Source organism: Streptomyces sp. NPDC030799, from assembly GCF_055572255.1.
On sequence record NZ_JBVIDS010000014.1, the window covers coordinates 139432 to 161099 of the forward strand.

Genomic DNA, 21668 nt, shown 5'->3' on the forward strand with positions numbered 1-21668 from the left:
AATCCTCCCATGTGATTGATCACACAATGTGAACCCCGTCCGGCGCCCCGAGGATTCCGCGCAAAGCGAACATGCCTCGCGTGTGTCGGTCCAGGATCACAACGGCAGGGTGACCCGCATCACCAGGCCTCCGCCGTCGCGAGGCTGCGCCACGATGTGGCCGCCGTGCGCGCGCGCCACGGACCGGACGATGGACAGTCCGAGACCGACACCCTTGTCGCTGCCCGTGCGCTCCGTACGGAGCCGCCTGAAGGGTTCGAAGAGGTTGTCGATCTCGTACGCCGGCACCACCGGCCCGGTGTTCGTGACGGTCAGCACCGCCTGTCCGTGCTGGACCTCGGTGTTCACCTCGACCCAGGCGTCCTCGGGCACGTTGTACCGCACGGCGTTCTGCACCAGGTTCAGCGCGATCCGCTCCAGCAGCACGCCGTTGCCCTGCACCACGGCGGGCTTGCGCTCGCCGCGGATCTTCACGCCCTTGGCGTCGGCCTCGGCGTGCACCTGATCGATGGCCTGGGTGGCGACCTCGGCCAGGTCGACGGGCTTTCGCTCGACGATCTGGTTGTCGCTGCGGGCGAGCAGCAGCAGACCCTCGACCAGTTGTTCGCTGCGCTCGTTGGTCGCCAGCAGCGTCCTGCCGAGCTGCTGCAGCTCCACCGGGGCGTCCGGGTCCGACAGATGGACCTCGAGCAGCGTTCTGTTGATCGCGAGCGGGGTGCGCAGCTCGTGGGAGGCGTTGCCGACGAAGCGCTGCTGGGCGGTGAAGGCCCGTTGCAGCCGCTCCAGCATGTCGTCGAAGGTGTCCGCCAGCTCCTTCAGCTCGTCGTCCGGGCCGTCCAGCTCGATCCGGCGGGACAGGTCGGATCCGGCCACCTGGCGGGCGGTGCGGGTGATCCGGCCGAGCGGGGACAGCACGCGGCCGGCCATCGCGTAACCGAACGCGAACGCGATCACGGCGAGGCCCAGCAGGGCCAGCAGGGAGCGGCTGAGCAGGTCGTCCAGGGCCTCCTGGCGCTGCTGGTCCACGCAGTGGGCGATCGCGTCGTTGAAGTCGGACAGCGGCAGCGTGCCGCCGTTGATCGCGGGACAGTTGTCGCTGGAGACCCGGATCTGGGTACCGCTGACGATCTTGAACAGTGGCTGGTTGCCGGTGCTGATCGCCTGTGCGGCCAGCAGATAGATGATCGACAGCAGCAGGATGCCGGCGATCAGGAACATGCCGCCGTACAGCAGCGTGAGCCGTATCCGGATGGTCGGGCGCAGCCACGGGAAGGGGGGCTGCGGTCTCCGGGGATCCCAGGTGGGCTTCGGGGGCGCCTGGGGCGGCGCGGGAGTGGCGGCCATGGCGGATCAGATCCGGTAGCCGGAGCCGGGAACGGTGACGATCACCGGGGGCTCGCCGAGCTTGCGCCGCAGGGTCATCACGGTCACGCGCACGACGTTGGTGAACGGGTCGGTGTTCTCGTCCCAGGCCTTCTCCAGCAGCTGCTCGGCGGAGACGACCGCGCCCTCGCTGCGCATGAGGACCTCCAGCACCGCGAACTCCTTGGGCGCGAGCTGGATCTCCTTGCCGTCGCGGAAGACCTCGCGGCGGTTCGGGTCCAGCTTGATGCCGGCGCGCTCCAGGACCGGCGGCAGGGGCACGCTCGTACGGCGGCCGAGGGCGCGCACGCGCGCGATCAGCTCGCTGAACGCGAAGGGCTTGGGCAGATAGTCGTCGGCGCCGATCTCCAGGCCCTCGACCCGGTCGCTGACGTCGCCGGACGCGGTGAGCATCAGCACGCGCGTGGGCATGCCCAGCTCCACGATCTTGCGGCAGACGTCGTCGCCGTGGACGAGCGGGAGGTCGCGGTCGAGGACGACCACGTCGTAGTCGTTGACGCCGATGCGCTCCAGGGCGGCCGCACCGTCGTACACGACGTCGACGGCCATGGCCTCCCGGCGCAGTCCGGTGGCCACCGCATCGGCGAGCAGCTGCTCGTCCTCGACGACGAGTACGCGCACGTCGCTTGTCCTTCCTCTGTCCACCCGCGACAGCGCACCGTGTGGGCGTGTGCGGGCAGGGGTGTTCGTGGGGTGTGACCTCCATCCTGCCCTTTTCGGCCGTAAGTCGGCTGTAAGGCGGGTTGCGGACGGCACGGACCGGCGCCCGGGGCAGGAATACGAGATTTTCTCCTCCGGTTGAGGTTTCCGGGTGAGGGAGCGGGGGGAGGACGGCTTTACACCCCGCGATCACGCTCTGCATGTGCCGCAGCACCATGCGGTACCCCACGATCCGCTTGTTGCAGAGTGGGCGCGGGTGTCCGGCACCGTCGCCGCCCAGCAGGGCAGCGCTGGGCACCCGTGAGAGACGTGATCGCCCCTTTCCCAACAGGCACACCCCCGTGCCACCGACCCACGACCCAGGACGAGGGGGCGCAGCATGGACGCTTTCACCGCAGGACTTCTGCAGCGCATAAGGGCGACCGAGTCCGACCTGTCGCGGGCTCGTGACGAGGGCGACGACTTCCTCGTCGAGGTGGAGCAGGCAGAGCTCGACGACCTGCGACGCCTCGCCGCCGACCACGGTGTGGAGGTCGGCGCGTCACGCGTCTGATCGGCTCGAAAGCGCAAGAAGGGACCCCGGCGAATCCAGCGCCGGGGTCCCTTTGCGTCGTGCGGTGCATCGTGCGGTGCGCCGGGCGCGCTCCCTGCCGCCGGCGGTTGCCGTGCAGCCGGCCGGCGCTTTCTTCGCGCCGCCGCGGCGCTCAGCCACGACGGCGGTCACCGGCAGTGCCGGCCTCCGCGCCCTGCCCCCTCAGTCGTGCCACGCGCCGAACTCCTCCAGCAGCCCCTGCAGCGGCTCGAACACCCCCGGCGCCGCGGCGACCGTCAGATCCCGCGACGGCCGCTCCCCGGGCCGTCCACCGACCAGCGCGCCCGCCTCCCGGGCGATCAGGTCACCCGCGGCGAAGTCCCACGCGTTGAGCCCCCGCTCGTAGTACCCGTCAAGCCGGCCGCAGGCCACATCGCACAGGTCGACCGCCGCCGAGCCGCTGCGCCGGATGTCCCGCAGCAGCGGGATGAGCCGGCCGGCGACCTCGGCCTGGTGGGTGCGGACCTCGGCGACATAGTTGAAGCCGGTGGAGACCAGCGCCTGCTCCAGCGGGGGCGCGGGACGGCAGGCGAGCGCCCGCTCGCCCTCCCACGCGCCGGTGGCCCATGCGCCGCCGCCGCGCACGGCGTGGTACGTCTCGCCGCGCATCGGGGCCGCCACGACCCCGACGACCGTCTCGCCGTCCTGCTCGGCCGCGATGGACACCGCCCAGGTCGGCAGGCCGTACAGGTAGTTCACCGTCCCGTCCAGCGGGTCGATCACCCAGCGGATGCCGCTGGTGCCCTCGCTGGAGGCGCCCTCCTCGCCGAGGAAGCCGTCGTCGGGCCGCCGGCCGGAGATCAGGTCGGTGATCAGCTTCTCCGCCGCGATGTCCATCTCGGTGACGACGTCGATGGGGCTGGACTTGGTCCTCGCCACGGCCAGGTCGGCCGGGCGGCCGTCGCGCAGCAGCTCCCCGGCCCGGCGGGCGGCCTCCCGGGCCAGCTCCAGCAGTTCCCGGTGCAGGGCGTCGGTCACGGGGCTCCTCACGCGTAGGGGCTGTCGGCGCCGGCGGCGGCCGGGCGGGGCGTACGGGACGGACAGCAGCCGACGGGGCAGATGTTGTGGCTCGCGCCGAGGGCGCCCAGGGCGCAGGGAGTGATCTCCTGACCGCGCTCCACGGCGGCACGCTCGGTGATCAGCTCGCGGACCGCGGCGGCGAACCGCGGGTCGGCGCCCACGGTGGCCGAGCGGCGCACCGGCAGGCCCAGCTCCTCGGCCTTGGCCGTGGCCTCGGTGTCGAGGTCGTAGAGGACCTCCATGTGGTCGGAGACGAAGCCGATGGGCGCCATGACGACGGCCGGAACGCCCGCCGCGTGCTGCTCCTCCAGATGGTCACAGATGTCCGGCTCCAGCCACGGGATGTGCGGGGCGCCGGAGCGGGACTGGTAGACCAGCCGCCAGGGGTGGTCCACGCCCGTGCGCTCGCGGACGGCGTCGGCGATCAGCTGGGCCACCTCCAGGTGCTGCTCGACGTACGCGCCGCCCTCCCCGTGGGCCTCGACCGGGCCCGAGCTGTCGGCGGCGGAGGCCGGGATGGAGTGCGTGGTGAAGGCGATGTGAGCGCCCGCGCGGACGTCCTCGGGGAGGTCGGCGAGGGAGCGCAGCACGCCGTCGATCATGGGCTCGACGAAGCCGGGGTGGTTGAAGTAGTGCCGCAGCTTGTCGACCTTCGGCAGCTCCAGGCCCTCGGCCTGAAGGGTGGCCAGCGCGTCGGCGAGGTTCTCGCGGTACTGCCGGCAGCCGGAGTAGGAGGCGTAGGCGCTGGTGGCGAGCACCAGGATGCGGCGGCGGCCGTCGGCCACCATCTCGCGCAGGGTGTCCGTGAGGTACGGCGCCCAGTTGCGGTTGCCCCAGTAGACCGGCAGGTCCAGTCCGTGCTCGGCGAAGTCCTTGCGCAGGGCGTCCAGCAGGGCGCGGTTCTGGTCGTTGATGGGGCTGACCCCGCCGAACAGGAAGTAGTGCTGCCCGACTTCCTTCAGGCGTTCCTTCGGGATGCCACGCCCGCGCGTGACGTTCTCCAGGAAGGGGACGACGTCGTCCGGGCCTTCGGGGCCGCCGAAGGAGAGCAGGAGCAGGGCGTCGTACGGGGTGGCATCGAGCGCGTCTGGCATGTCTCGATCCTGCCACCCGGCACTGACAGCCGGGCAACAGTGGGGTGACGAGTCGGGTTCCAGTCGGTTTATGCCGGTATTTCCCACGGTCGAACGAGGTGCAATTAGGGTCCCCTAACTCGTAAGCTGTATCGGCCGCATTCGCGCCTTACCGAGCCGCTTCGGAGACCCCGTGCCCAGCCCCTACAGAGCCCTGTTCGCCGAGCCCGGCACCAAGGCGTTCTCCGCCGCGGGATTCCTCGGCCGGATGCCGCTGTCGATGATGGGCATCGGCGTGGTCACGATGGTCTCCCAGCTGACCGGGCGGTACGGGCTCGCGGGCGCGCTGTCGGCCACCATCGCGCTGTCCGCCGCGGTGATCGGCCCGCAGATCTCCCGGCTGGTCGACCAGCACGGGCAGCGCCGGGTACTGCGTCCCGCGACCCTGGTGGCCCTGACGGCGGCGGCCGGGCTGCTGCTGGCCGCGCATCTGAAGTGGCCGGACTGGGTGCTGTTCGTGTGCGCCGCCGGGATCGGCTCGGTGCCGAGCCTCGGCGCGATGATCCGAGCTCGCTGGGCGGCGCTGTACCGGGGCACCGACAAGCTGCACACCGCCTACTCGTTCGAGTCGGTCGTCGACGAGGTGTGCTTCATCTTCGGCCCGATCATCTCCATCGGGCTGTCCACGGCCTGGTTCCCGGAGGCCGGGCCGCTGCTCGCCGCCTGCTTCCTGGCCGCCGGCGTCTTCTGGCTCACCGCCCAGCGTGCCACCGAGCCGGAGCCGCACCCGCGCGAGAAGCACGGCGGCGGCAGCGCCCTGCGCTCGCCGGGGCTGCAGGTACTGGTGGCGACCTTCGCCGCGACCGGCGCGATCTTCGGCTCCGTGGACGTGGTCACCGTCGCCTTCGCCGACGAGCGCGGCCACAAGGGCGCCGCGAGCCTGGTCCTCGCGCTGTACGCGGCCGGTTCCTGTGTGGCCGGCGCGGTCTTCGGGCTGCTGCGGTTCGCCGGGGCACCGGAACGTCGCTGGCTACTGGGCGTGGCGGCCATGGCCGTGAGTATGATCCCCCTCCTACTGGTCGGAAGCCTGCCGCTGCTGGCCGTGGCGCTGTTCGTTGCGGGGCTGTCCATCGCACCGACGATGATCACGACGATGTCCCTCATCGAAGAGCACGTACCTCGCGCGCAGCTCACCGAGGGCATGACCTGGGTGAGCACCGGCCTCGCGGTCGGAGTCGCGCTCGGCTCCTCCGTGGCCGGCTGGGTGATCGACGCCGCCGGGGCACGGGCCGGGTACGGGGTTCCGGCCGTGTCCGGGGCCGTCGCGGTCGCGGTCGGTTTCCTGGGGTACCGCCGGCTGCGCAGGCCGGCCGCGGGTCGGGGAGGCACCGTTGAGCAGCACGGCGAGCGGGAAGAACGGCACCTGGCGTAACTGGGGCGGGAACGTCTCGGCCCGGCCCGCCCGGCAGGTCGCGCCGGCGTCGGTGGACGAGCTGGCCGCGGCGGTGCGCCGGGCGGCCGAGGACGGCCTGAAGGTGAAGGCGGTCGGGACCGGCCACTCCTTCACGTCGATCGCGGCCACCGACGGTGTGTTGATCCGCCCTCAACTGTTGACGGGCATCCGCAGGATCGACCGTGAAGCCATGACGGTCACGGTGCAGGCCGGCACCCCGCTCAAGAGACTCAATGTGGCCCTGGCGCGCGAGGGCCTGTCGCTGACCAACATGGGCGACATCATGGAGCAGACCGTCTCCGGGGCCACCAGCACCGGCACGCACGGCACGGGCCGTGCGTCCGGCTCCATCGCGGCCCAGATCAAGGGCCTCGAACTCGTCACGGCCGACGGCTCGGTGCTCACCTGCTCCGAGAAGGAGAACCCGGACGTCTTCGCGGCCGCCCGAATAGGCCTCGGCGCCCTCGGCATCGTCACCGCCCTCACCTTCGCCGTGGAGCCGCTCTTCCTGCTCGCCGCGCGCGAGGAGCCGATGCCCTTCGAGCGGGTACTGGCCGAGTTCGACCAACTGTGGGCCGAGAACGAGCACTTCGAGTTCTACTGGTTCCCGCACACCGGCAGCACCAATACCAAGCGGAACAACCGCAGCGCCGGCCCCGAGCAGCCCGTGGGGCAGCTGGCCGGCTGGTTCGAGGACGAGTTCCTCTCCAACGGCGTCTTCCAGGTGGCCCAGTGGGTCGGCCGAGCCGTCCCCGCCACCGTCCCGGCCATCGCCCGGATCTCCAGCAAGGCCCTGTCCGCGCGGACGTACACCGACATCCCCTACAAGGTCTTCACCTCCCCGCGCCGGGTGCGCTTCGTGGAGATGGAGTACGCCGTCCCGCGCGCGGCCCTGACCGAGACGCTGCGGGAGCTGAAGACCATGGTCGACCGTTCCGGGCTGCGCGTCAGTTTCCCCGTGGAGGTGCGCACCGCACCGGCCGACGACATCACCCTGTCCACCGCGTCCGGCCGGGACACCGCCTACGTCGCCGTCCACATGTTCCGGGGCACGCCGTACCAGGCCTACTTCACCGCCGCCGAGCGGATCTTCACCGCGCACGAGGGCCGACCGCACTGGGGCAAGGTGCACACGCGCGACGCGGAGTACTTCGCACGCGTGTACCCGCGTTTCGACGAGTTCACCGCACTGAGGGACCGCCTGGACCCGGAACGGCTGTTCCAGAACGACTACTTGCGGAGGGTTCTGGGCTCGTAGACCCCGTGGCGGGCTCGCCGAGAAGGGCGGACGTACCGACGAAACCAATAATTCCGTTTCTGCTGATTGCGTGAAGTTCGCCACGTTCATGATCGGTAAAACCGGTTGCCAAGGGCCAAGTCATAGGCCTTGCCAGAAGTTGGGCGGCGCGCCCATCCACGCACATGGTCCAAATGGAGTACTGTTGCGAGCCCTGGGTCCGGTCTCCCACCAGGGTGTCCGCGGCCTTGCAGGACCGCCGGGAGGGGGGCTAGTTGCACAGGGTGACAGACTTGGTCACTTAGCGTTGCGAACAGGTAACCGTGCCATAACGGCGACCCAGGGTCCGTGCCCGACACGCCGGGCAACTCGGCAAGGTTGTGGCAGGCTGCACCCGGGCAGGCCACACTCGACTAGCGGAAGCAGCGACGCACGTGACGTCGGCAGGCACCACCCGGGAGGTCCCCATGCCCGAACTGCGTGTCGTGGCCGTCTCGAATGACGGCACACGGCTGGTGCTCAAGGCTGCCGACTCTACGGAGTACACGCTTCCGATCGACGAACGGCTCCGCGCAGCCGTGCGCGGCGATCGGCCGCGTCTCGGCCAGATCGAGATCGAGGTCGAGAGCCATCTGCGCCCGCGTGACATCCAGGCGCGTATACGCGCCGGGGCCACCGCGGAAGAGGTCGCTCAGCTCGCCGGCATCTCCGTCGACCGCGTACGGCGCTTCGAGGGCCCCGTACTGGCCGAGCGCGCCTTCATGGCGGAGCGCGCCCGCAAGACCCCGGTCCGCCGCCCCGGCGAGAACTCCGGTCCGCTGCTCGGCGAGGCCGTGCAGGAGCGGCTGCTGCTGCGCGGCGCCGAGAAGGACAGCGTGCAGTGGGACTCCTGGCGCCGCGACGACGGCACCTGGGAGGTGCTCCTCGTCTACCAGGTCGCGGGCGAACCGCACTCGGCGAGCTGGACGTACGACCCGCCCCGGCGGCTCGTCCAGGCCGTGGACGACGAGGCGCGCTCGCTCATCGGCGAGTCCGACGACCTCGCCGTGCCCGAGCCGAGCTTCCCGTTCGTCCCGCGCATCGCCCGGCTGCCGCGCGAGCGTTCCATGGACCGCGCGCTCGACCGGAGCGACCGGGAACGGCCCAGCCTGCCCGCGCAGCCGTCCGAGCCCGCCGAGGACAGCACGGGCGAACGCGACTCGCTGACCAGCCTGCTGGAGGCCGTGCCGAGCTTCCGGGGCGACCTGGTGGTCCCCGAGCGCCCGGCGGAGACGCCGGAGGAACCCGCCGACGAACCGGCTGCCGAGGAGCCGCCGGCCCCGGCCGCCTCGGCCGGCTCGGCCTACGCGGACGTCCTCATGCCCCGCTCCGTCGGCAGCCACCGCGACCGGCTCATCGGCGCGACCGACCGGCAGGCCGAGGCCGACGGTGTCCGGCCCGGCCGCCGCGCGGCCGTACCGAGCTGGGACGAGATCGTGTTCGGCACGCGGCGCAAGAAGCAGGAGTAAGCAGGCCGTACGGGAACGGCGGGGGTACGCGCGCGTGCCCCCGCTTCCCGCTGCCGCTACTGCGGATCCGCCCCCACGGCCACCGGACGGGACGGGTCCGAGGACCACTCGGACCACGAACCGACGTACAGGGCCGCCGGAATGCCGGCCACGGCGAGGGCGAGGACCTCGTGGGCACCGGAGACGCCCGAACCGCAGTACACGCCCACCTCGGTGTCCGCAGAGACGCCCAGGGCCTTGAAGCGGTCCAGCAGCTCCGCCGCGGGCAGGAAGCGGCCGTCCGGGCCCACGTTCTCCGTCGTGGGCGCCGACACCGCGCCCAGGATGTGCCCGCCGACCCGGTCGACCGGCTCCACCTCCCCGCGGTACCGCTCCCCCGCACGCGCGTCCAGCAGTACGCCCGCGCGGGCCAGTGCGGCTGCCCCGTCCGCGTCCAGCAGACCCGCGGCGGCCGGCGCCGGCCGGAAGTCGCCCTCGGCCACCGCCGGCACCTCGGTGGACAGCTCACCCGCCCAGGCCGCCAGACCGCCGTCGAGGACCCGCACGTCCGGGTGACCCGTCCAGCGCAGCAGCCACCAGGCGCGGGCCGCCGCCCAGCCCTGGCCGCCGTCGTACACGACGACCGGGCGGGTGGCCGACACACCCGCACGGCGCATCGCGGCACCGAACTCCGCGAGGTCCGGCAGCGGATGCCTGCCGTGTTCCCCGGGCGCTCCGGCCAGTTCACGGTCCAGGTCGACGAAGACCGCGCCGGGGAGGTGACCGGCCGCGTACTCGGCCCGCCCGTCGAAGGCCGGTGCGCCCGCCGCCTTGGCCAGGGTCAGCTGCCAGCGCACGTCCAGCAGCAGCGGCGGGCGGTCCCCGGCCAGCTCATGTGCGAGATCGGTTGCGGTGATGATGGCTGTCATGGCGTCCATCCATACGCCAGGGGTGGCCGCGGCGTCCAGGTCCGGCTACTCTGCTCGGCCGGACACGCTCGATCACCAGGCGTACGGGATCGAGCACGGGCTGTACAGCCGACGGACACCCGCCGGCCATCGTCAGGAAGCGGCGAAAGACGGCAGATCGGGCATCCTCCCGGACGTACCGCCGGGCGGCTGCGCGGTATCGCACACGGCGCCGTGGAGGATGCGGGCACCGGTGCGGGCGTACCCGCCGCCGGCGTGGACACCCCTTCCGGGGAGCGGAAGCGACACGGCCACCGCGAGGGGCCGGGGAGAGAGTGATCGATGACCGAGGCACGGGAGCCGGCCGGTCCGCACGCGCGGCGTGCGCCCGGCACGCCCTGCTGGGTGAGCCTGATGGCGCACGGGCTGGGCGCCACCGAGGAGTTCTACGGTGAGCTGTTCGGCTGGGAGTTCCGGCCGGGCCCGCAGCAGCTCGGCCCGTATGTGCGGGCGCTGCTGGACGGGCACGAGGTGGCGGGCATGGGCCAGTTGCCCCCGGACCGCCGGCTGCCGATCGCCTGGACGCCGTACCTCGCCTCGGACGACGTGGACGCGACGGCCGACACGGTGCGGGAGTGCGGCGGCACGGTGGCGGTCGGTCCGCTGGACGCCGCGGAGGCCGGGCGGATGGCCATCGCCGCGGACCCCTCCGGCGCGGTGTTCGGCATCTGGCAGGGCTCCGCGCATCTCGGCACCGCGATCACCGGTGTGGCCGGGACGCCCGCGTGGAACGAGCTGGTGACCTTCGAGACGGAGAGCGTCGCCAAGTTCTACGCGACCGTGTTCGGGTACGAGCAGCAGCCGGTGGTGTCCGCCGACTTCGACTACGTGACCCTCCATCTCGCCGGGCGCCCGGTGGCCGGGCTGCACGGCGTGGGCCACGCGCTGCCCCGCGATCGCGGACCGCACTGGCAGACGTACTTCGAGGTCGCCGACGCCGATGCGACGACGCGTCAGGTCGCGGATCTCGGCGGCCGGGTCATCCGGCCGCCGCACGACAGCCCGCACGGCCGGGTGGCCACGGTGGCGGACCCGGAGGGCGCGGAGTTCTCGGTGGTCCAGAACCCGCACTGAGCGAAACGGCGGCGCCCCTGGCCGACGGCACTGCAGCACCAGGGCGCCGGGCTGCACCGACACGCGGCTCCGCCGCGACGGGCTCCGGTTCGAGAGGACAACCGAGCACTTGGCAAGCGCCAAACGGGGAACGGCGCCGCTCAAGAGGCCAGTGATCGTCACTGCGGAGGTTGAGAACACCCCGGCAGGCTTCGGGCGGAGACGGCGCGGCATGGTCTCACCAGGGAATCGGCCCGTCCTCGGCCAGGAAGGCGCCCGTCGGGCCGTCCTCGCCCACAGTCGCCAGGTCAACCACGACGGCCGCGCCCTCCTCCGCCGTGCGTATCCCGGTGTGGCGGTTGAGGTCGGTCGCGCAGTAGCCGGGACTCACCGCGTTGACCAGGATCCCTTCGGCGCGCAGTTCATTGGCGTAGAGCACGGTGATCGCGTTCAGCGCGCTCTTCGAGGTGCAGTAAGGGAGGAGGACCGAGTAGTAGGCGGACCACGGGCTTCCCGGGTCGGCCAGGTGGGTGAGGGAGCCGAGTTCGCTGGACATGTTGACGATGCGTGCGGCGGCGGAGCGGCGGAGCAGGGGGAGCATGGCGTGGGTCACCGCGATGACGCCGAACACGTTGGTCTCGTAGACCTGCCGGACGGTGGCGGCGGGGGTTTCACTCGGTTCTTGCGGTCCGGCGGCGATCGCGGCGTTGTTGACGAGGATGTCGAGGCGGCCGAACGTGGCGTCGATGTGCTTGGCGGCGGCCTGGACCGAGGTCTCGTCGGTGACGTCCAGCGGTACGAACCGTACGTCGGCACCGTCGGCGCGAAGCTCCTCGGCCGCCGCCTCGCCACGCTCGGCGTTGCGGGCGCCGATCAGCACGGTGATGCCGAGGGCTGCGAGCCTGCGCGCCGTTTCCTTGCCGATGCCCTTGTTCGCGCCGGTGATCAGAGCAGTCTTCTGCGAAGTCGTCATGGCACCCAGCCTCCCCTCACCCACGGGCGGCAGGGAAAGACCAGAAGACTCTGGATCTATAGTCCACAGATATGAGTGAGCTGGAGGTGCGCGAGCTGAGGTACTTCATCGCGGTCGCCGAGGAACTGAACTTCAGCCGGGCCGCGCAACGCCTGGGCATGGCGCAGCCCCCGCTGTCGAAGGCGATCGCTCAGATGGAGTCCCGGCTCGGGGTACGCCTGCTGGAGCGCACCACCCGGCAGGTGAGGCTGACCAACGCCGGTCAGGTGCTGCTCGATCAGGCCCGGATCGCGGTCGACGCGGTGCACGCGGCGGCCCGGCGTGCTCGCCGGGCCGGTCAGTCGACACCCCAGCTCGTCGTGGCGGTCAAGCCGGGAGGCGATGCCGGGCTGCTGCGGGAGATCCTCGCCGCCTACCGGGGAACGGGTTCGCATCTGCCGCCGCCCGAAGTCGTCGTCGGCGGCAGCGGGGAGCCGATCGCCATGCTGCGGGACGGCCGTGCCGACGTAGCGCTGCTGCGCAGCCCGTTCGACGGTCAAGGGCTGGATTCCCAGACGCTCGTGGTCGAGCCGCGACTGGCCGTTCTCCCCGCCGGGCACCGCCTGGCCGGACGCCGGCGACTGCGGCTGACCGACCTCAAGGGCGAACCGATCCCGCGCTGGAAGGGGGCCGCCCCCTCCGCCACCGCCTACTACACAGGATGCGACGGAGCGGAAGCAGGCGATGTCCACACAGGCTCGGCGCCGGCCGACACTCCTGAGGGGCCGCTCGTGGCCGGCGTCGAGCAACTGCTGGAGGTGGTCGCGCTGGGCCAGGCGGTGGCGTTCCTGTCACTCTCCACCACCGAGCGGCACCAGCGCCCGGACATCGTCTACCGGCCGGTCACCGGCCTCAGCCCCAGCGCGGTCATGGTCGCCTGGCCGGAGACCTCGCGATCCGCAGCCGTCGCCGCCTTCGTTCAAGCCGCCCACGACGTCGCCGCCCACCACCCCGACCACATGACCGCACTGGCCTACTGACCGGGGGCACTCACCCCTCGCCAGGACGATCACCGCAGGACCGATTTCAACCACCAGCGCGAAGAGAAGAAAGGCCGGCACCCCCTCACCCGCCACCGCCATGCGCATGCCGCCTCGTCCCCGCGCTCGACCGCTACGGCCGGTCCCTCAAGGACCTGGTCAACATGGTCGGCGGACTCCGCCGCCGCGAGATCGGCTTCTGCTCCCCGAAGGCCGGGCACCGGCCGTCTCGGGAGCAGGGACGGCACCGCCGGCCCGGCCCGGCCGCGCGAACCCAGCCGGGGCGGCCCAGCCGGGCTCAAGGCATGCCGGGAATGAGCCGGGCCGGCTCACGACGCGCCGGGCCGGGCCGAAGGGGAGCGGGGTACCGGGACGGGGCTGTGCCCCTTACCTGTCGGGACGGACGGGAAGAGGCTCAGGACGGGTCGGAAGAGGCTCAGGGGCGGAATCAGGACGGGGAGACGGGGAGGACGTCCGGGGAGAGGGCCGCTGCGTGGGCCGCTGCGGCGGTCATACGGCGGCGGTGGTGGCGACGGCACAGCACCTCGTAGCCGACCTCGCCCGCCGCCTGGTTGACGTCGCCGACGACCACCTGGGCGCCCTCCACGACCATCTCGCCGCCTATCGTGCGGGCGTTGTGCGTGGCGCGGGCGCCGCACCAGCACAGCGCCTCCACCTGGAGCACCTCGATGCGGTCGGCCAGCTCCACCAGCCGCTGCGAGCCGGGGAAGAGCTTGGAGCGGAAGTCGGTGGTGATCCCGAAGGCGTACACGTCCAGGCCGAGATCGTCCACCACGCGCGCGAGCTGGTCGATCTGCTCGGGCGCGAGGAACTGCGCCTCGTCCGCGATCACATAGTCGGCCCGGCGCCCCTGCGAGAGGTGTTCCACGAGATAGCCGTACAGGTCCTGGTCGTCGGCGACCTCCACGGCGTCGGTGACCAGGCCGAGCCGCGAGGACAGCTTGCCCTCGCCCGCGCGGTCGTTCCGGGTGAAGATCATGCCGACGAGGCCGCGCGCGGAGCGGTTGTGCTCGATCTGCAGAGCCAGCGTCGACTTCCCGCAGTCCATCGTTCCGGAGAAGAACACCAGCTCGGGCATGAGGAGTTGAGCACCTTTCGGCGAGTAGTCACAAGGGGGAGCGTCAGGACGTCAGGAGCGTACTTCGAGCAGCGGGACCAGCTGCTCGGCAGGCGTCATCGAACCGTGGTTGCCGACCAGCGCCGACTCCTTCGGCTCCCGCTCGGACGCGATGATCAGGACGTCGTCGTGCGCGGCCGCGACCACGTCACCGAGCCGTGGATGGACCCGCTCGTCGATGTGCGGCCCGAACCAGCCCGCTGCGATCGCCTCGTCCCGCGAGGCCACCCAGAACTGCTCGCCGAGCACCTCGCGCCAGACGGTCAGTACGTCGTTCTCGGCGCCCGGCACCGCGTACACGTGCCGCGCCCGGCCCTCGCCGCCCAGCAGGGCGACTCCGGCGCGCAGTTCCCAGTCCGTGTCGAAGTCGAGGCGGTGCTCCTCGTCGAACGGGACGTCGACCATGCCGTGGTCGGCGGTGACGTAGAGCGCGCTGCGCGGCGGCAGTTGCTCGGCGAGGCGCTGGACGAGCCGGTCGACGTACATCAGCTGGCCGCGCCAGGTGTCCGAGGCGACGCCGTAGCGGTGCCCGGCGCCGTCCAGCTCGGAGTAGTACGTGTAGACCAGGGAGCGGTCCCCGGCGGCCAGTTGATCGGCCGCGAGGTCCATGCGCTCCTCGCCGCTCAGCCGGCCGTGGAAGCCGCCGCCGCTGAGCGCGATCTTGGTGAGCGGGGTGTGCTCGAAGGCGGGCGAGGTCACCTGTGCGGCGTGCACCCCGGCCTGCTCGGCGAGCTGGAAGACGGTGGGGTACGGCTGCCAGGCGCGCGGATCGGTGTACGGCTGCCAGCGGAGCTGGTTCATCAGCTCGCCGGTGGCCGGGTTGCGGACCGTGTAGCCGGGCAGTCCGTGGGCACCGGGCGGCAGGCCGGTGCCGACGGAGGCGAGGGAGACCGCGGTGGTCGCCGGGTAGCCGGCGGTGAGCGGGCGGCCGGTGCCGCCGCGCGAGGTGCCGAGCAGCGAGGTCAGGAAGGGTGCCTCGTCCCGGTGGGCCAGCAGCTGCTCCCAGCCGAGCCCGTCGATCAGGAAGACACAGACGCGGTCTGCGGGGGTCAGTTCCTGGATCGTCGCGGTCATGCCGGGGACGCCCATCCCAGCCGCCAGGGTGGGCAGCAGATCGGCGAGTGAGCCGGTGCCGTACTCGGGCAGCGGCGCGGTGTCCAGGGCGAGCGGTTCCGGGTGGTCCCAGGCGGAGAGCTGGGACATCAGCGGGTGATGTCCGCGGTCGCCTCCGAGATGGCCTGTGCGAAGGCGAGCGCCTGGCGCACCGTCTCCGGGCCGTCCCCGGCCTCGCTGACGCGCAGGCTGAGGTCGTCCGCCGTGGAGTTGCCCGTATAGCCGTGGTCGGCGTCGCAGTTGGGGTCGCCGCAGGCGGCGGGCTCCAGGTCGATGCGGTTGACCGCGCCCCAGCCGATGGTCAGCACGACCTCGCGGGGCAGCGTGCCCGGCGCGTACTGCTCCGGGTTCGCGACCACGCGGCTGACCACCACCGAGGAGATCCGGCCGAGCTTCACGGACTCGGTGGAGGTGGTGGCGTACGGCGTCGGGGAGGTGCTGTCGGCGGCCTGCTCGTCGGTGTGGCTGACGATGAAGCGGTTGCCGGTGAGGACCAGCACCGTGACATGCCGGCGGACCTCGTTCTGGTCGAACGTCGTCTCCTGGTGGACCAGGTACGACCGGATGGGCTCGCCGCCCACAGCGGCCTCCACCGCCTCGGCCACGAGGGCCGGGTAGTAGCCGCTGCGCTCGATCGCCGCGCGCAGCCCCTGGGTCGTCGTACTGGTCTTGGCCATGGCGTCCATCCTAATCCGTGGGCAAGGGGGGTCCGGGCCAGGCGCGGAGACCGGGGGCGGCCCGCACATGCGCGCGTGGGTGCCGCTGGACAAGCCCCGGCAGGATGTCCAGTCCCTCGGCAGCGATCAGGCAGGGGACGGGTTCGGGCCCGCCGGCGTCCGCCTCGAACGCGACGACGACGGGCACCGTCCCGCCCAGCGTCCGCCGCAGCCGTGCCGTCTCCTCCGCGGCCGGCTCGCGGAAGACGGGATCCTGGAAGGCCGAGGGGCAGGAGACGAAGGCCGGGGCGGTGAAGACGACCTCCGGGCCATGGTGGTGGGTGAGGTCGTACCCGGCGGCCGGCCGCAGCTGCCGGCCGTCCCGGACGATCACTTCCCAGTCCCCCCAGCTGCCCTCGGGCAGCCGCCGGCCGGCGATCTCCATGCGCTCCCCCCTCCCCCGTCAGTAGGCCGGCATCGTGCGCGGGCCGAGGTCGTCGCGGGCGGGCGGGGGCGCGAGCCGTACCGTGGCGCCGAGGACGCTCACGCCGTGCGGGGCGACGACGACCGGTTCCAGGGTGACGGCGACCACCTCCGGGTGATCGTCGACCAGCCGGGACACCCGCAGCAGCAGCTCCTCCAGCGCCGGGGTGTCGACGGGCGTGGAGCCGCGCCAGCCGAACAGCAGCGGCGCGGTACGGATCGAGCGCACCAGCGAGGTCGCCTCCCGGTCGGTGACCGGGACGAGCCGGTGCGCCATGTCCCCGAGCAGCTGCGAGGTGGCCCCGGCGAGTCCGAAGGACAGCACGGCCCCGGCCGCCGGGTCGATCACCGCCCGTACGACGGTGTCGACGCCGCGCGGCGCCATGCCCTGCACCACCGGCCGCAGCTCCTCCGGCTTGCCGAACAGCTCCGTCAACTCGGCGTACGTCCGGCGCAGTTGGTCCTCGTCCGCGAGATCGAGGCGTACGCCGCCCAGGTCGGCGCGGTGCCTGAGGTGCGGGGCGGTGGCCTTGAGGGCCACGGGGTAGCCGAGGAAGCGGGCGGCTTCCGCGGCGGCGTCGGGGGTGGGCGCGGGCAGCGCGCGCCGCACGGGGATGCCGTATTTGCCGAGGAGCTCGCAGGTCTCCGCGTCGGAGATGGTGAGCCCTTCCCCGCGCGCGAGCAGCTCACCGATCAGTCGCGCGGCACCCTTCTCGTCGATGTCGTCGTACTCGGGCACCTTTCCCGGGTCCATGGCCTCCCGCCGCCACTGCCCGTACCTGACGGCTTCGGCCAACGCCCGCACGGCACGTTCGGCGGCGGGGTAGGCGGGGATGAGACGGGTGCCTTCCGGAGGGGCCGTCGCCGCAGAGGACCCACTGTCGACCGCTCCCGCGGTGACCGGTCGTTCCGCCCCCGCGATGGGCAGTCGTTCCGGCCCCGCGGCGGGCAGTCGTTCCGCAGGGCGGAACGGGTGGGCACCGCCCTCGGTACCGGGTGCCTTGACGGCCTGCGGTGCAGTACTGGCCGCAGCCGACAACGCTTCGGCAAGTCCCCCGAGCTCCACGTGCACAACGAGCACCGGCTTACCGGGAACCGCAGCCGCAGCGGAGCGCAGAGCCTCGGCCAGCTCCGCATCCCCCGGCGACGCCTCCCCGATGGCCGGTATCGCCGTCACCACGACGGAGTCGCACGTGTCGTCGGCCAGCGCCCGCGTCAGCGCCCGGTGGAAATCCTCCGCCGTCGCCCCCGTCGTCAGGTCCACCGGACGCGACGGCCGCAGCCCCTCGGCGAGACAGCGGTCGTAGGTCAGCACCCCCAGTGACTCGGAGTTCCCGAGGATCGCCACTCTCGGCCCCGCAGGGAGCGGCTGCCGCGCGAGCAGCAACCCCGCGTCGACCAGCTCGGTGATCGTCTCGACCCGGATCACCCCGGCCTGCCGCAGCAGCGCGGAGACGGTCGCGTGCGGCAGCCGGGTGGCCCGCACCGCGTGCCCCTGCGGCGCGGAGCCGACCCCCTGCACCACGACCAGCGGTTTCGCCGCCGCGGTCCGCCGTGCGAGGCGCGTGAACTTGCGGGGGTTGCCGATGGACTCCAGATACATCAGGGCGACGTCGGTCTCGGGGTCGTCGTACCAGTACTGGAGGACGTCGTTGCCGGAGACGTCCGCGCGGTTGCCGGCGGACACGAAGGTGGACACGCCGGTGACCCCGGTGACCCCTCCCCCGCGCCGGTGCAGCCGGGACAGCAGGGCGATGCCGATGGCGCCGGACTGGGCGAACATGCCGATGCGGCCGGGGCGGGGCATCTGAGGGGCCAGGGAGGCGTTCAGCCGGACGTCCGGTGCGGTGTTGATGATCCCGAACGCGTTCGGGCCGATGATCCGCATGCCGTACGCGCGTGCCTGCCGCACGAGCGCCCGCTGCCGCTCGCGTCCCTCGGGCCCGCTCTCGGCGTACCCGGCGGAGAGCACGACGAGTCCCTGCACCCCGTGTTCTCCGCATTCGGCGACCACCGCGGGCACCTGCTCGGCCGGTACGGCGACGACGGCGAGGTCCACCGGGCCGTCGATGTCCCGCACGGACCGGTGCGCCGGCACCCCGTCGACCTCCTCGATGTGCGCCGGGAAGGCCTTGTTCACGGCGTGCAGCCGGCCTCCGTAGCCGGCGTCCCGGATGTTGCCGAGGACGCTGCGGCCGACTCCGCCGGGGGCGCGGCCGACGCCGACGACCGCCACGGAACCGGGCGCGAGCAGCCGCCGTACCGAGCGGGCCTCGGCGCGCTGCTCCCGCGCGCGCTGCACGGCGAGGGAGCGGTCGGTGGGTTCGAGATCGAACTCCAGGCGTACGACGCCGTCCTCGAAGCTGCGCTTCTGGGTGTAGCCGGCGTCCGTGAACACCTTGATCATCTTGTTGTTGGCGGGCAGTACCTCGGCGGCGAAGCGGCGGATGCCGCGCTCGCGGGCGACGGCGGCGATGTGCTCCAGCAGGGCGGAGGCGACCCCGCGGCCCTGGTGGGCGTCCTGCACGAGGAAGGCGACCTCGGCCTCGTCGGCGGGCGCGGAGGCGGGCAGGCCGTCGGTGCCGATGCGGTCGTAGCGTACGGTGGCGATGAACTCGCCGCCGATGGTGGCCGCGAGTCCCACCCGGTCCACAAAGTCGTGGTGCGTGAAGCGGTGGACGTCCTTGGCGGAGAGCCTGGGGTACGGCGCGAAGAAGCGGTAGTACTTCGACTCGTCCGAGACCTGCTCGTAGAAGCTGACCAGGCGGTCGGCGTCATCAATGGTGATGGGCCGGATGCGCGCGGTACCCCCGTCGCGCAGCACCACGTCCGCCTCCCAGTGGGCGGGGTACTGGTGCCGGTCCTGCCGGTCCGCCGAGGTCTGCATGGGCCCCAGAGTACGGCTCGCGTACGACAACGGCGCGGGGCAGTCTGTGGAGGACGACGAGTCGGACCGAGGCCGCGGTCCGACGACCCGCCGGGGCAGGACGAAGGTCCGCTCCGGGCATGCTTCACGATATGGGAAACTGGTCTAGACAACCCTGAAGACTGAAGGGCAGCAACACATGGCTGAGCGCCGCGTCAACGTCGGCTGGGCCGAGGGCCTCCACGCCCGCCCCGCCTCCATCTTCGTCCGAGCCGCCACGGCCGCAGGCGTCCCGGTGACGATCGCCAAGGCTGACGGCAACCCCGTCAACGCGGCCTCCATGCTGGCTGTCCTGGGCCTGGGCGCCCAGGGCGGCGAGGAGATCGTCCTCGCCTCCGACGCCGAGGGCGCGGACGTCGCCCTGGACCGTCTGGCCAAGCTGGTCTCCGAGGGGCTGGAAGAGCTGCCCGAGACCGTCTGAGCAAGGCGGGGGAGCCGCGCCGCCCATTCCGGGTGGCGCGGCTTCCGCGTTTTCCGGAACAAGAATTCAGGGCGCCGGAGAAAAGGGCAGCGGAAATCATGCCCACCGAATAGCCCCTTCTTTGTATACGGTGCCCGTGTTAATGCCGAAGGCTCGGCATGTTTACGGCGTGTTGCGAAGTCCTCACGCGCTCGGCGGACCCGGAAAAACGGAGCCGGTGCGCGGCCGTCGCGCGCTCGGTGTGCAGCGCCGTGACCGCCCGCGCGCGCTCGCCGTCGCCGCGCGCCACCGCGTCGACGATGGCGCCGTGTTCCGCCCAGGACTCCACCGGGCTCGGCGGCGCCTCCACCGCGTACATCCAGGCGATCTTGTGCCGCAGCTGGGTGAGCATCGCGCTCAGCGAGGGACTGCCACAGGCCTGGGCGAGCGTCTCGTGGAACCAGCCGCCCAGTGAGCGCAGATCGTCGCTGTGGCCCCTCCTGGCCCGCTCCTGACCGATCCTGACCAGGCCGCGCAGCACCTTCAGGTGGGCCTCCGTGCGGCGCTGGGCGGCCCGGGCGGCTCCGAGCGGCTCCAGGAGCATGCGCATCTCCAGCAGGTCGGCCGCCTCCTGCTCGGTCGGCTCGGCCACGCACGCGCCGGCGTGCCGGCGGGTCACCACGAATCCCTCGGCCTCCAGGGTGCGCAGCGCCTCGCGGACGGGGACGCGCGAGACGCCGTAGCGGCGGGCCAGGACTTCCTCGGTGAGGCGGCCGCCGCGCTCATGGACACCGGCCACGATGTCGTCCCGGATCGCCGTGCACACCGAGTGCGCCGGAATACGCATGACCGACCTCCGTCTTAATCCCCGTGAAACGTCGACGATGGACGCGTGTTCCGTGACTCTATTCCAATGCGTCGGACATTCCGACGGCGGGCCGGAATCCATGGATATTTTTTTGGCCAGCGGATCCGGTGGACGCGCCGGAAAACGGCGGAAGCCCCGGCCGGTGCGGGCGGGGCTTCCGGGGAGCGGCAGGGGCGTCAGACGTCCACGCCGTGCTTGCGGAGGTAGGCGACCGGGTCGACGTCCGAGCCGTAGTCGGGAGTCGTACGGGCCTCGAAGTGGAGGTGCGGACCGGTGACGTTGCCGGTCGCGCCGGACAGGCCGATCTGCAGGCCCGGGGTGACCTGCTGGCCCACCGTGACGCCGATCGACGACAGATGGCCGTACTGGGTGTACATGCCGTCGGCCATGCGGATCACGATCTCGTTGCCGTACGCGCCGCCCCAGCCGGTGGAGACGACGGTGCCCATGCCGACGGCGTGGACGGGCGTGCCGCTGGCCGCGTGGAAGTCGATACCGGTGTGCGAACCGGAGGACCACAGCGAGCTGCTGGCCTTGTAGGCCGTCGACACGTAGGAGTGTGCGATCGGGGCGACGAAGGCGTTCAGCCGCTCGCGCTCGGCCTCGCGGGCGGCGCGGGCCCTGGCCTGGCGGATCTCCTGGGCCCGCTTGGCCGCGGCCTCCTCGGCCGCCTTCTGTTCGGCGGCCTGCTGCTGGGCGGCGGCCTGCGCGTCGATCTGCTCGGCGATGTCGTCGCCGACGCTGATCACCGGGGTGAGGCCGGTCTGCTCGGCGGTGTTCTCGGCGGCCGTCGCCGGAGACGCCGCGAGGGTGCCGATGACGCCGGTGGTGGTGAGGGCCGCGATGCCGGCCGCCTGAGCGGTGGTGCGCTTGACCCGGCCGGGCTTGCGATGCTTCCCGGTGGCGCACATGAACGCCATGAAGTGGCTGGTCCTTTCCTTCCCTCTCGCCTACCGGGTTAGCTGACGGGTTCGGAGCAGGAAGGTCTCCTACAGGCCCCCTCGCTGTCGCGCGGGCGCCCGATTCACCCCAGGGACGGTGGGTCCCCGGCTCCCCTGGCTCGCGCCGTACGGGGACTCGGCGATGGCTGTCCGGTGCCGCGGGTGCGGCGTACTGCCTGACGAACAGCCCGGACGACGCTACGGAAGCCTGCTTTCCAACCTCAA

At 72.0% G+C, this 21668-nt stretch carries 20 protein-coding genes and 1 riboswitch; of the genes, 7 read left to right on the forward strand and 13 right to left on the reverse strand.

What is annotated here, in order from left to right:
- Window positions 1-96: 96 nt before the first annotated feature.
- Both ACZ41I_RS31525 and ACZ41I_RS31530 read right to left on the reverse strand, forming a co-directional pair.
- A complete protein-coding gene (locus ACZ41I_RS31525; RefSeq protein ID WP_363215076.1) occupies window positions 97-1344 on the reverse strand; it encodes a sensor histidine kinase in 1248 nt (415 codons plus the stop codon).
- A 6-nt stretch (window positions 1345-1350) separates the two neighbouring features.
- Entirely contained in the window at window positions 1351-2004 is a 654-nt protein-coding gene (locus ACZ41I_RS31530; protein ID WP_031165802.1) for a response regulator transcription factor, read from the reverse strand.
- A 418-nt stretch (window positions 2005-2422) separates the two neighbouring features.
- Here ACZ41I_RS31530 and ACZ41I_RS31535 point away from each other — a divergent pair, with 418 nt between their 5' ends.
- A complete protein-coding gene (locus ACZ41I_RS31535; RefSeq protein ID WP_167528465.1) occupies window positions 2423-2596 on the forward strand; it encodes a hypothetical protein in 174 nt (57 codons plus the stop codon).
- A 201-nt stretch (window positions 2597-2797) separates the two neighbouring features.
- Here the strand turns inward: ACZ41I_RS31535 and ACZ41I_RS31540 are convergent, their stop codons facing one another.
- Entirely contained in the window at window positions 2798-3613 is an 816-nt protein-coding gene (locus ACZ41I_RS31540) for an inositol monophosphatase family protein (protein ID WP_399772329.1), read from the reverse strand.
- Window positions 3614-3621: 8 nt separating this feature from the next.
- The gene (locus tag ACZ41I_RS31545; protein ID WP_468515657.1) at window positions 3622-4749 is read right to left on the reverse strand and encodes a ferrochelatase; all 1128 of its coding nucleotides are present in this window, start codon (window positions 4747-4749) and stop codon (window positions 3622-3624) included.
- 172 nt (window positions 4750-4921) lie between these two features.
- Between ACZ41I_RS31545 and ACZ41I_RS31550 the strand changes: the two genes are divergently transcribed.
- The 3 genes from ACZ41I_RS31550 to sepH all read left to right on the forward strand — a co-directional run bounded on the left by ACZ41I_RS31550 (window position 4922) and on the right by sepH (window position 8926).
- The gene (locus ACZ41I_RS31550) at window positions 4922-6160 is read left to right on the forward strand and encodes an MFS transporter (RefSeq protein ID WP_468324217.1); all 1239 of its coding nucleotides are present in this window, start codon (window positions 4922-4924) and stop codon (window positions 6158-6160) included.
- Window positions 6120-7439, forward strand: a complete 1320-nt coding sequence (locus tag ACZ41I_RS31555; RefSeq protein WP_468515658.1) for a D-arabinono-1,4-lactone oxidase — start codon at window positions 6120-6122, stop codon at window positions 7437-7439. The genes ACZ41I_RS31550 and ACZ41I_RS31555 overlap by 41 nt, the downstream gene beginning before the upstream one ends.
- A 446-nt stretch (window positions 7440-7885) precedes the next feature.
- On the forward strand, window positions 7886-8926 hold the full coding sequence (sepH, locus tag ACZ41I_RS31560) for a septation protein SepH (protein WP_363215071.1): 1041 nt from the start codon (window positions 7886-7888) through the stop codon (window positions 8924-8926).
- A 56-nt stretch (window positions 8927-8982) separates the two neighbouring features.
- Here the strand turns inward: sepH and ACZ41I_RS31565 are convergent, their stop codons facing one another.
- Complete coding sequence (locus tag ACZ41I_RS31565; RefSeq protein WP_468515659.1) at window positions 8983-9834, reverse strand: sulfurtransferase; 852 nt, start codon at window positions 9832-9834, stop codon at window positions 8983-8985.
- Window positions 9835-10155: 321 nt separating this feature from the next.
- On the opposite strand from ACZ41I_RS31565, the gene ACZ41I_RS31570 reads away from it, so the two are divergent.
- Entirely contained in the window at window positions 10156-10947 is a 792-nt protein-coding gene (locus ACZ41I_RS31570; protein WP_399772344.1) for a VOC family protein, read from the forward strand.
- Between the two features lie 217 nt (window positions 10948-11164).
- On the opposite strand, the gene ACZ41I_RS31575 is transcribed toward ACZ41I_RS31570, so the two are convergent.
- Window positions 11165-11899 (reverse strand): SDR family oxidoreductase, encoded by a 735-nt coding sequence (locus tag ACZ41I_RS31575; protein WP_468515660.1) that lies wholly within the window; start codon window positions 11897-11899, stop codon window positions 11165-11167.
- A gap of 71 nt (window positions 11900-11970) precedes the next feature.
- Between ACZ41I_RS31575 and ACZ41I_RS31580 the strand changes: the two genes are divergently transcribed.
- On the forward strand, window positions 11971-12918 hold the full coding sequence (locus tag ACZ41I_RS31580) for a LysR family transcriptional regulator (RefSeq protein ID WP_468515661.1): 948 nt from the start codon (window positions 11971-11973) through the stop codon (window positions 12916-12918).
- Window positions 12919-13366: 448 nt separating this feature from the next.
- On the opposite strand, the gene ACZ41I_RS31585 is transcribed toward ACZ41I_RS31580, so the two are convergent.
- The 5 genes from ACZ41I_RS31585 to ACZ41I_RS31605 are packed head-to-tail and all read right to left on the reverse strand — an operon-like array spanning window position 13367 to window position 19195.
- On the reverse strand, window positions 13367-14017 hold the full coding sequence (locus ACZ41I_RS31585) for a thymidine kinase (RefSeq protein WP_468324205.1): 651 nt from the start codon (window positions 14015-14017) through the stop codon (window positions 13367-13369).
- Window positions 14018-14068: 51 nt separating this feature from the next.
- Window positions 14069-15259: an alkaline phosphatase family protein gene (locus tag ACZ41I_RS31590; protein WP_468515662.1), complete on the reverse strand. Its 1191-nt coding sequence runs from the start codon at window positions 15257-15259 to the stop codon at window positions 14069-14071.
- Window positions 15259-15846, reverse strand: a complete 588-nt coding sequence (locus ACZ41I_RS31595; RefSeq protein WP_363215064.1) for a DUF5998 family protein — start codon at window positions 15844-15846, stop codon at window positions 15259-15261. The genes ACZ41I_RS31590 and ACZ41I_RS31595 overlap by 1 nt, the downstream gene beginning before the upstream one ends.
- Before the next feature lie 10 nt (window positions 15847-15856).
- Complete coding sequence (locus ACZ41I_RS31600; RefSeq protein ID WP_468515663.1) at window positions 15857-16270, reverse strand: hypothetical protein; 414 nt, start codon at window positions 16268-16270, stop codon at window positions 15857-15859.
- 18 nt (window positions 16271-16288) lie between these two features.
- Entirely contained in the window at window positions 16289-19195 is a 2907-nt protein-coding gene (locus tag ACZ41I_RS31605) for a bifunctional acetate--CoA ligase family protein/GNAT family N-acetyltransferase (protein WP_468515664.1), read from the reverse strand.
- Window positions 19196-19373: 178 nt separating this feature from the next.
- Between ACZ41I_RS31605 and ACZ41I_RS31610 the strand changes: the two genes are divergently transcribed.
- The gene (locus ACZ41I_RS31610) at window positions 19374-19655 is read left to right on the forward strand and encodes an HPr family phosphocarrier protein (RefSeq protein WP_184565564.1); all 282 of its coding nucleotides are present in this window, start codon (window positions 19374-19376) and stop codon (window positions 19653-19655) included.
- A 139-nt stretch (window positions 19656-19794) separates the two neighbouring features.
- On the opposite strand, the gene ACZ41I_RS31615 is transcribed toward ACZ41I_RS31610, so the two are convergent.
- Window positions 19795-20481 carry a GntR family transcriptional regulator gene (locus ACZ41I_RS31615; protein ID WP_399772366.1) on the reverse strand — a complete coding sequence of 229 codons (687 nt, stop codon included), beginning with the start codon at window positions 20479-20481 and terminating at the stop codon, window positions 19795-19797.
- A 197-nt stretch (window positions 20482-20678) separates the two neighbouring features.
- Window positions 20679-21422 (reverse strand): M23 family metallopeptidase, encoded by a 744-nt coding sequence (locus ACZ41I_RS31620; protein ID WP_468515665.1) that lies wholly within the window; start codon window positions 21420-21422, stop codon window positions 20679-20681.
- A gap of 12 nt (window positions 21423-21434) precedes the next feature.
- Window positions 21435-21595: riboswitch (cyclic di-AMP (ydaO/yuaA leader) on the reverse strand.
- Window positions 21596-21668 lie beyond the last annotated feature (73 nt).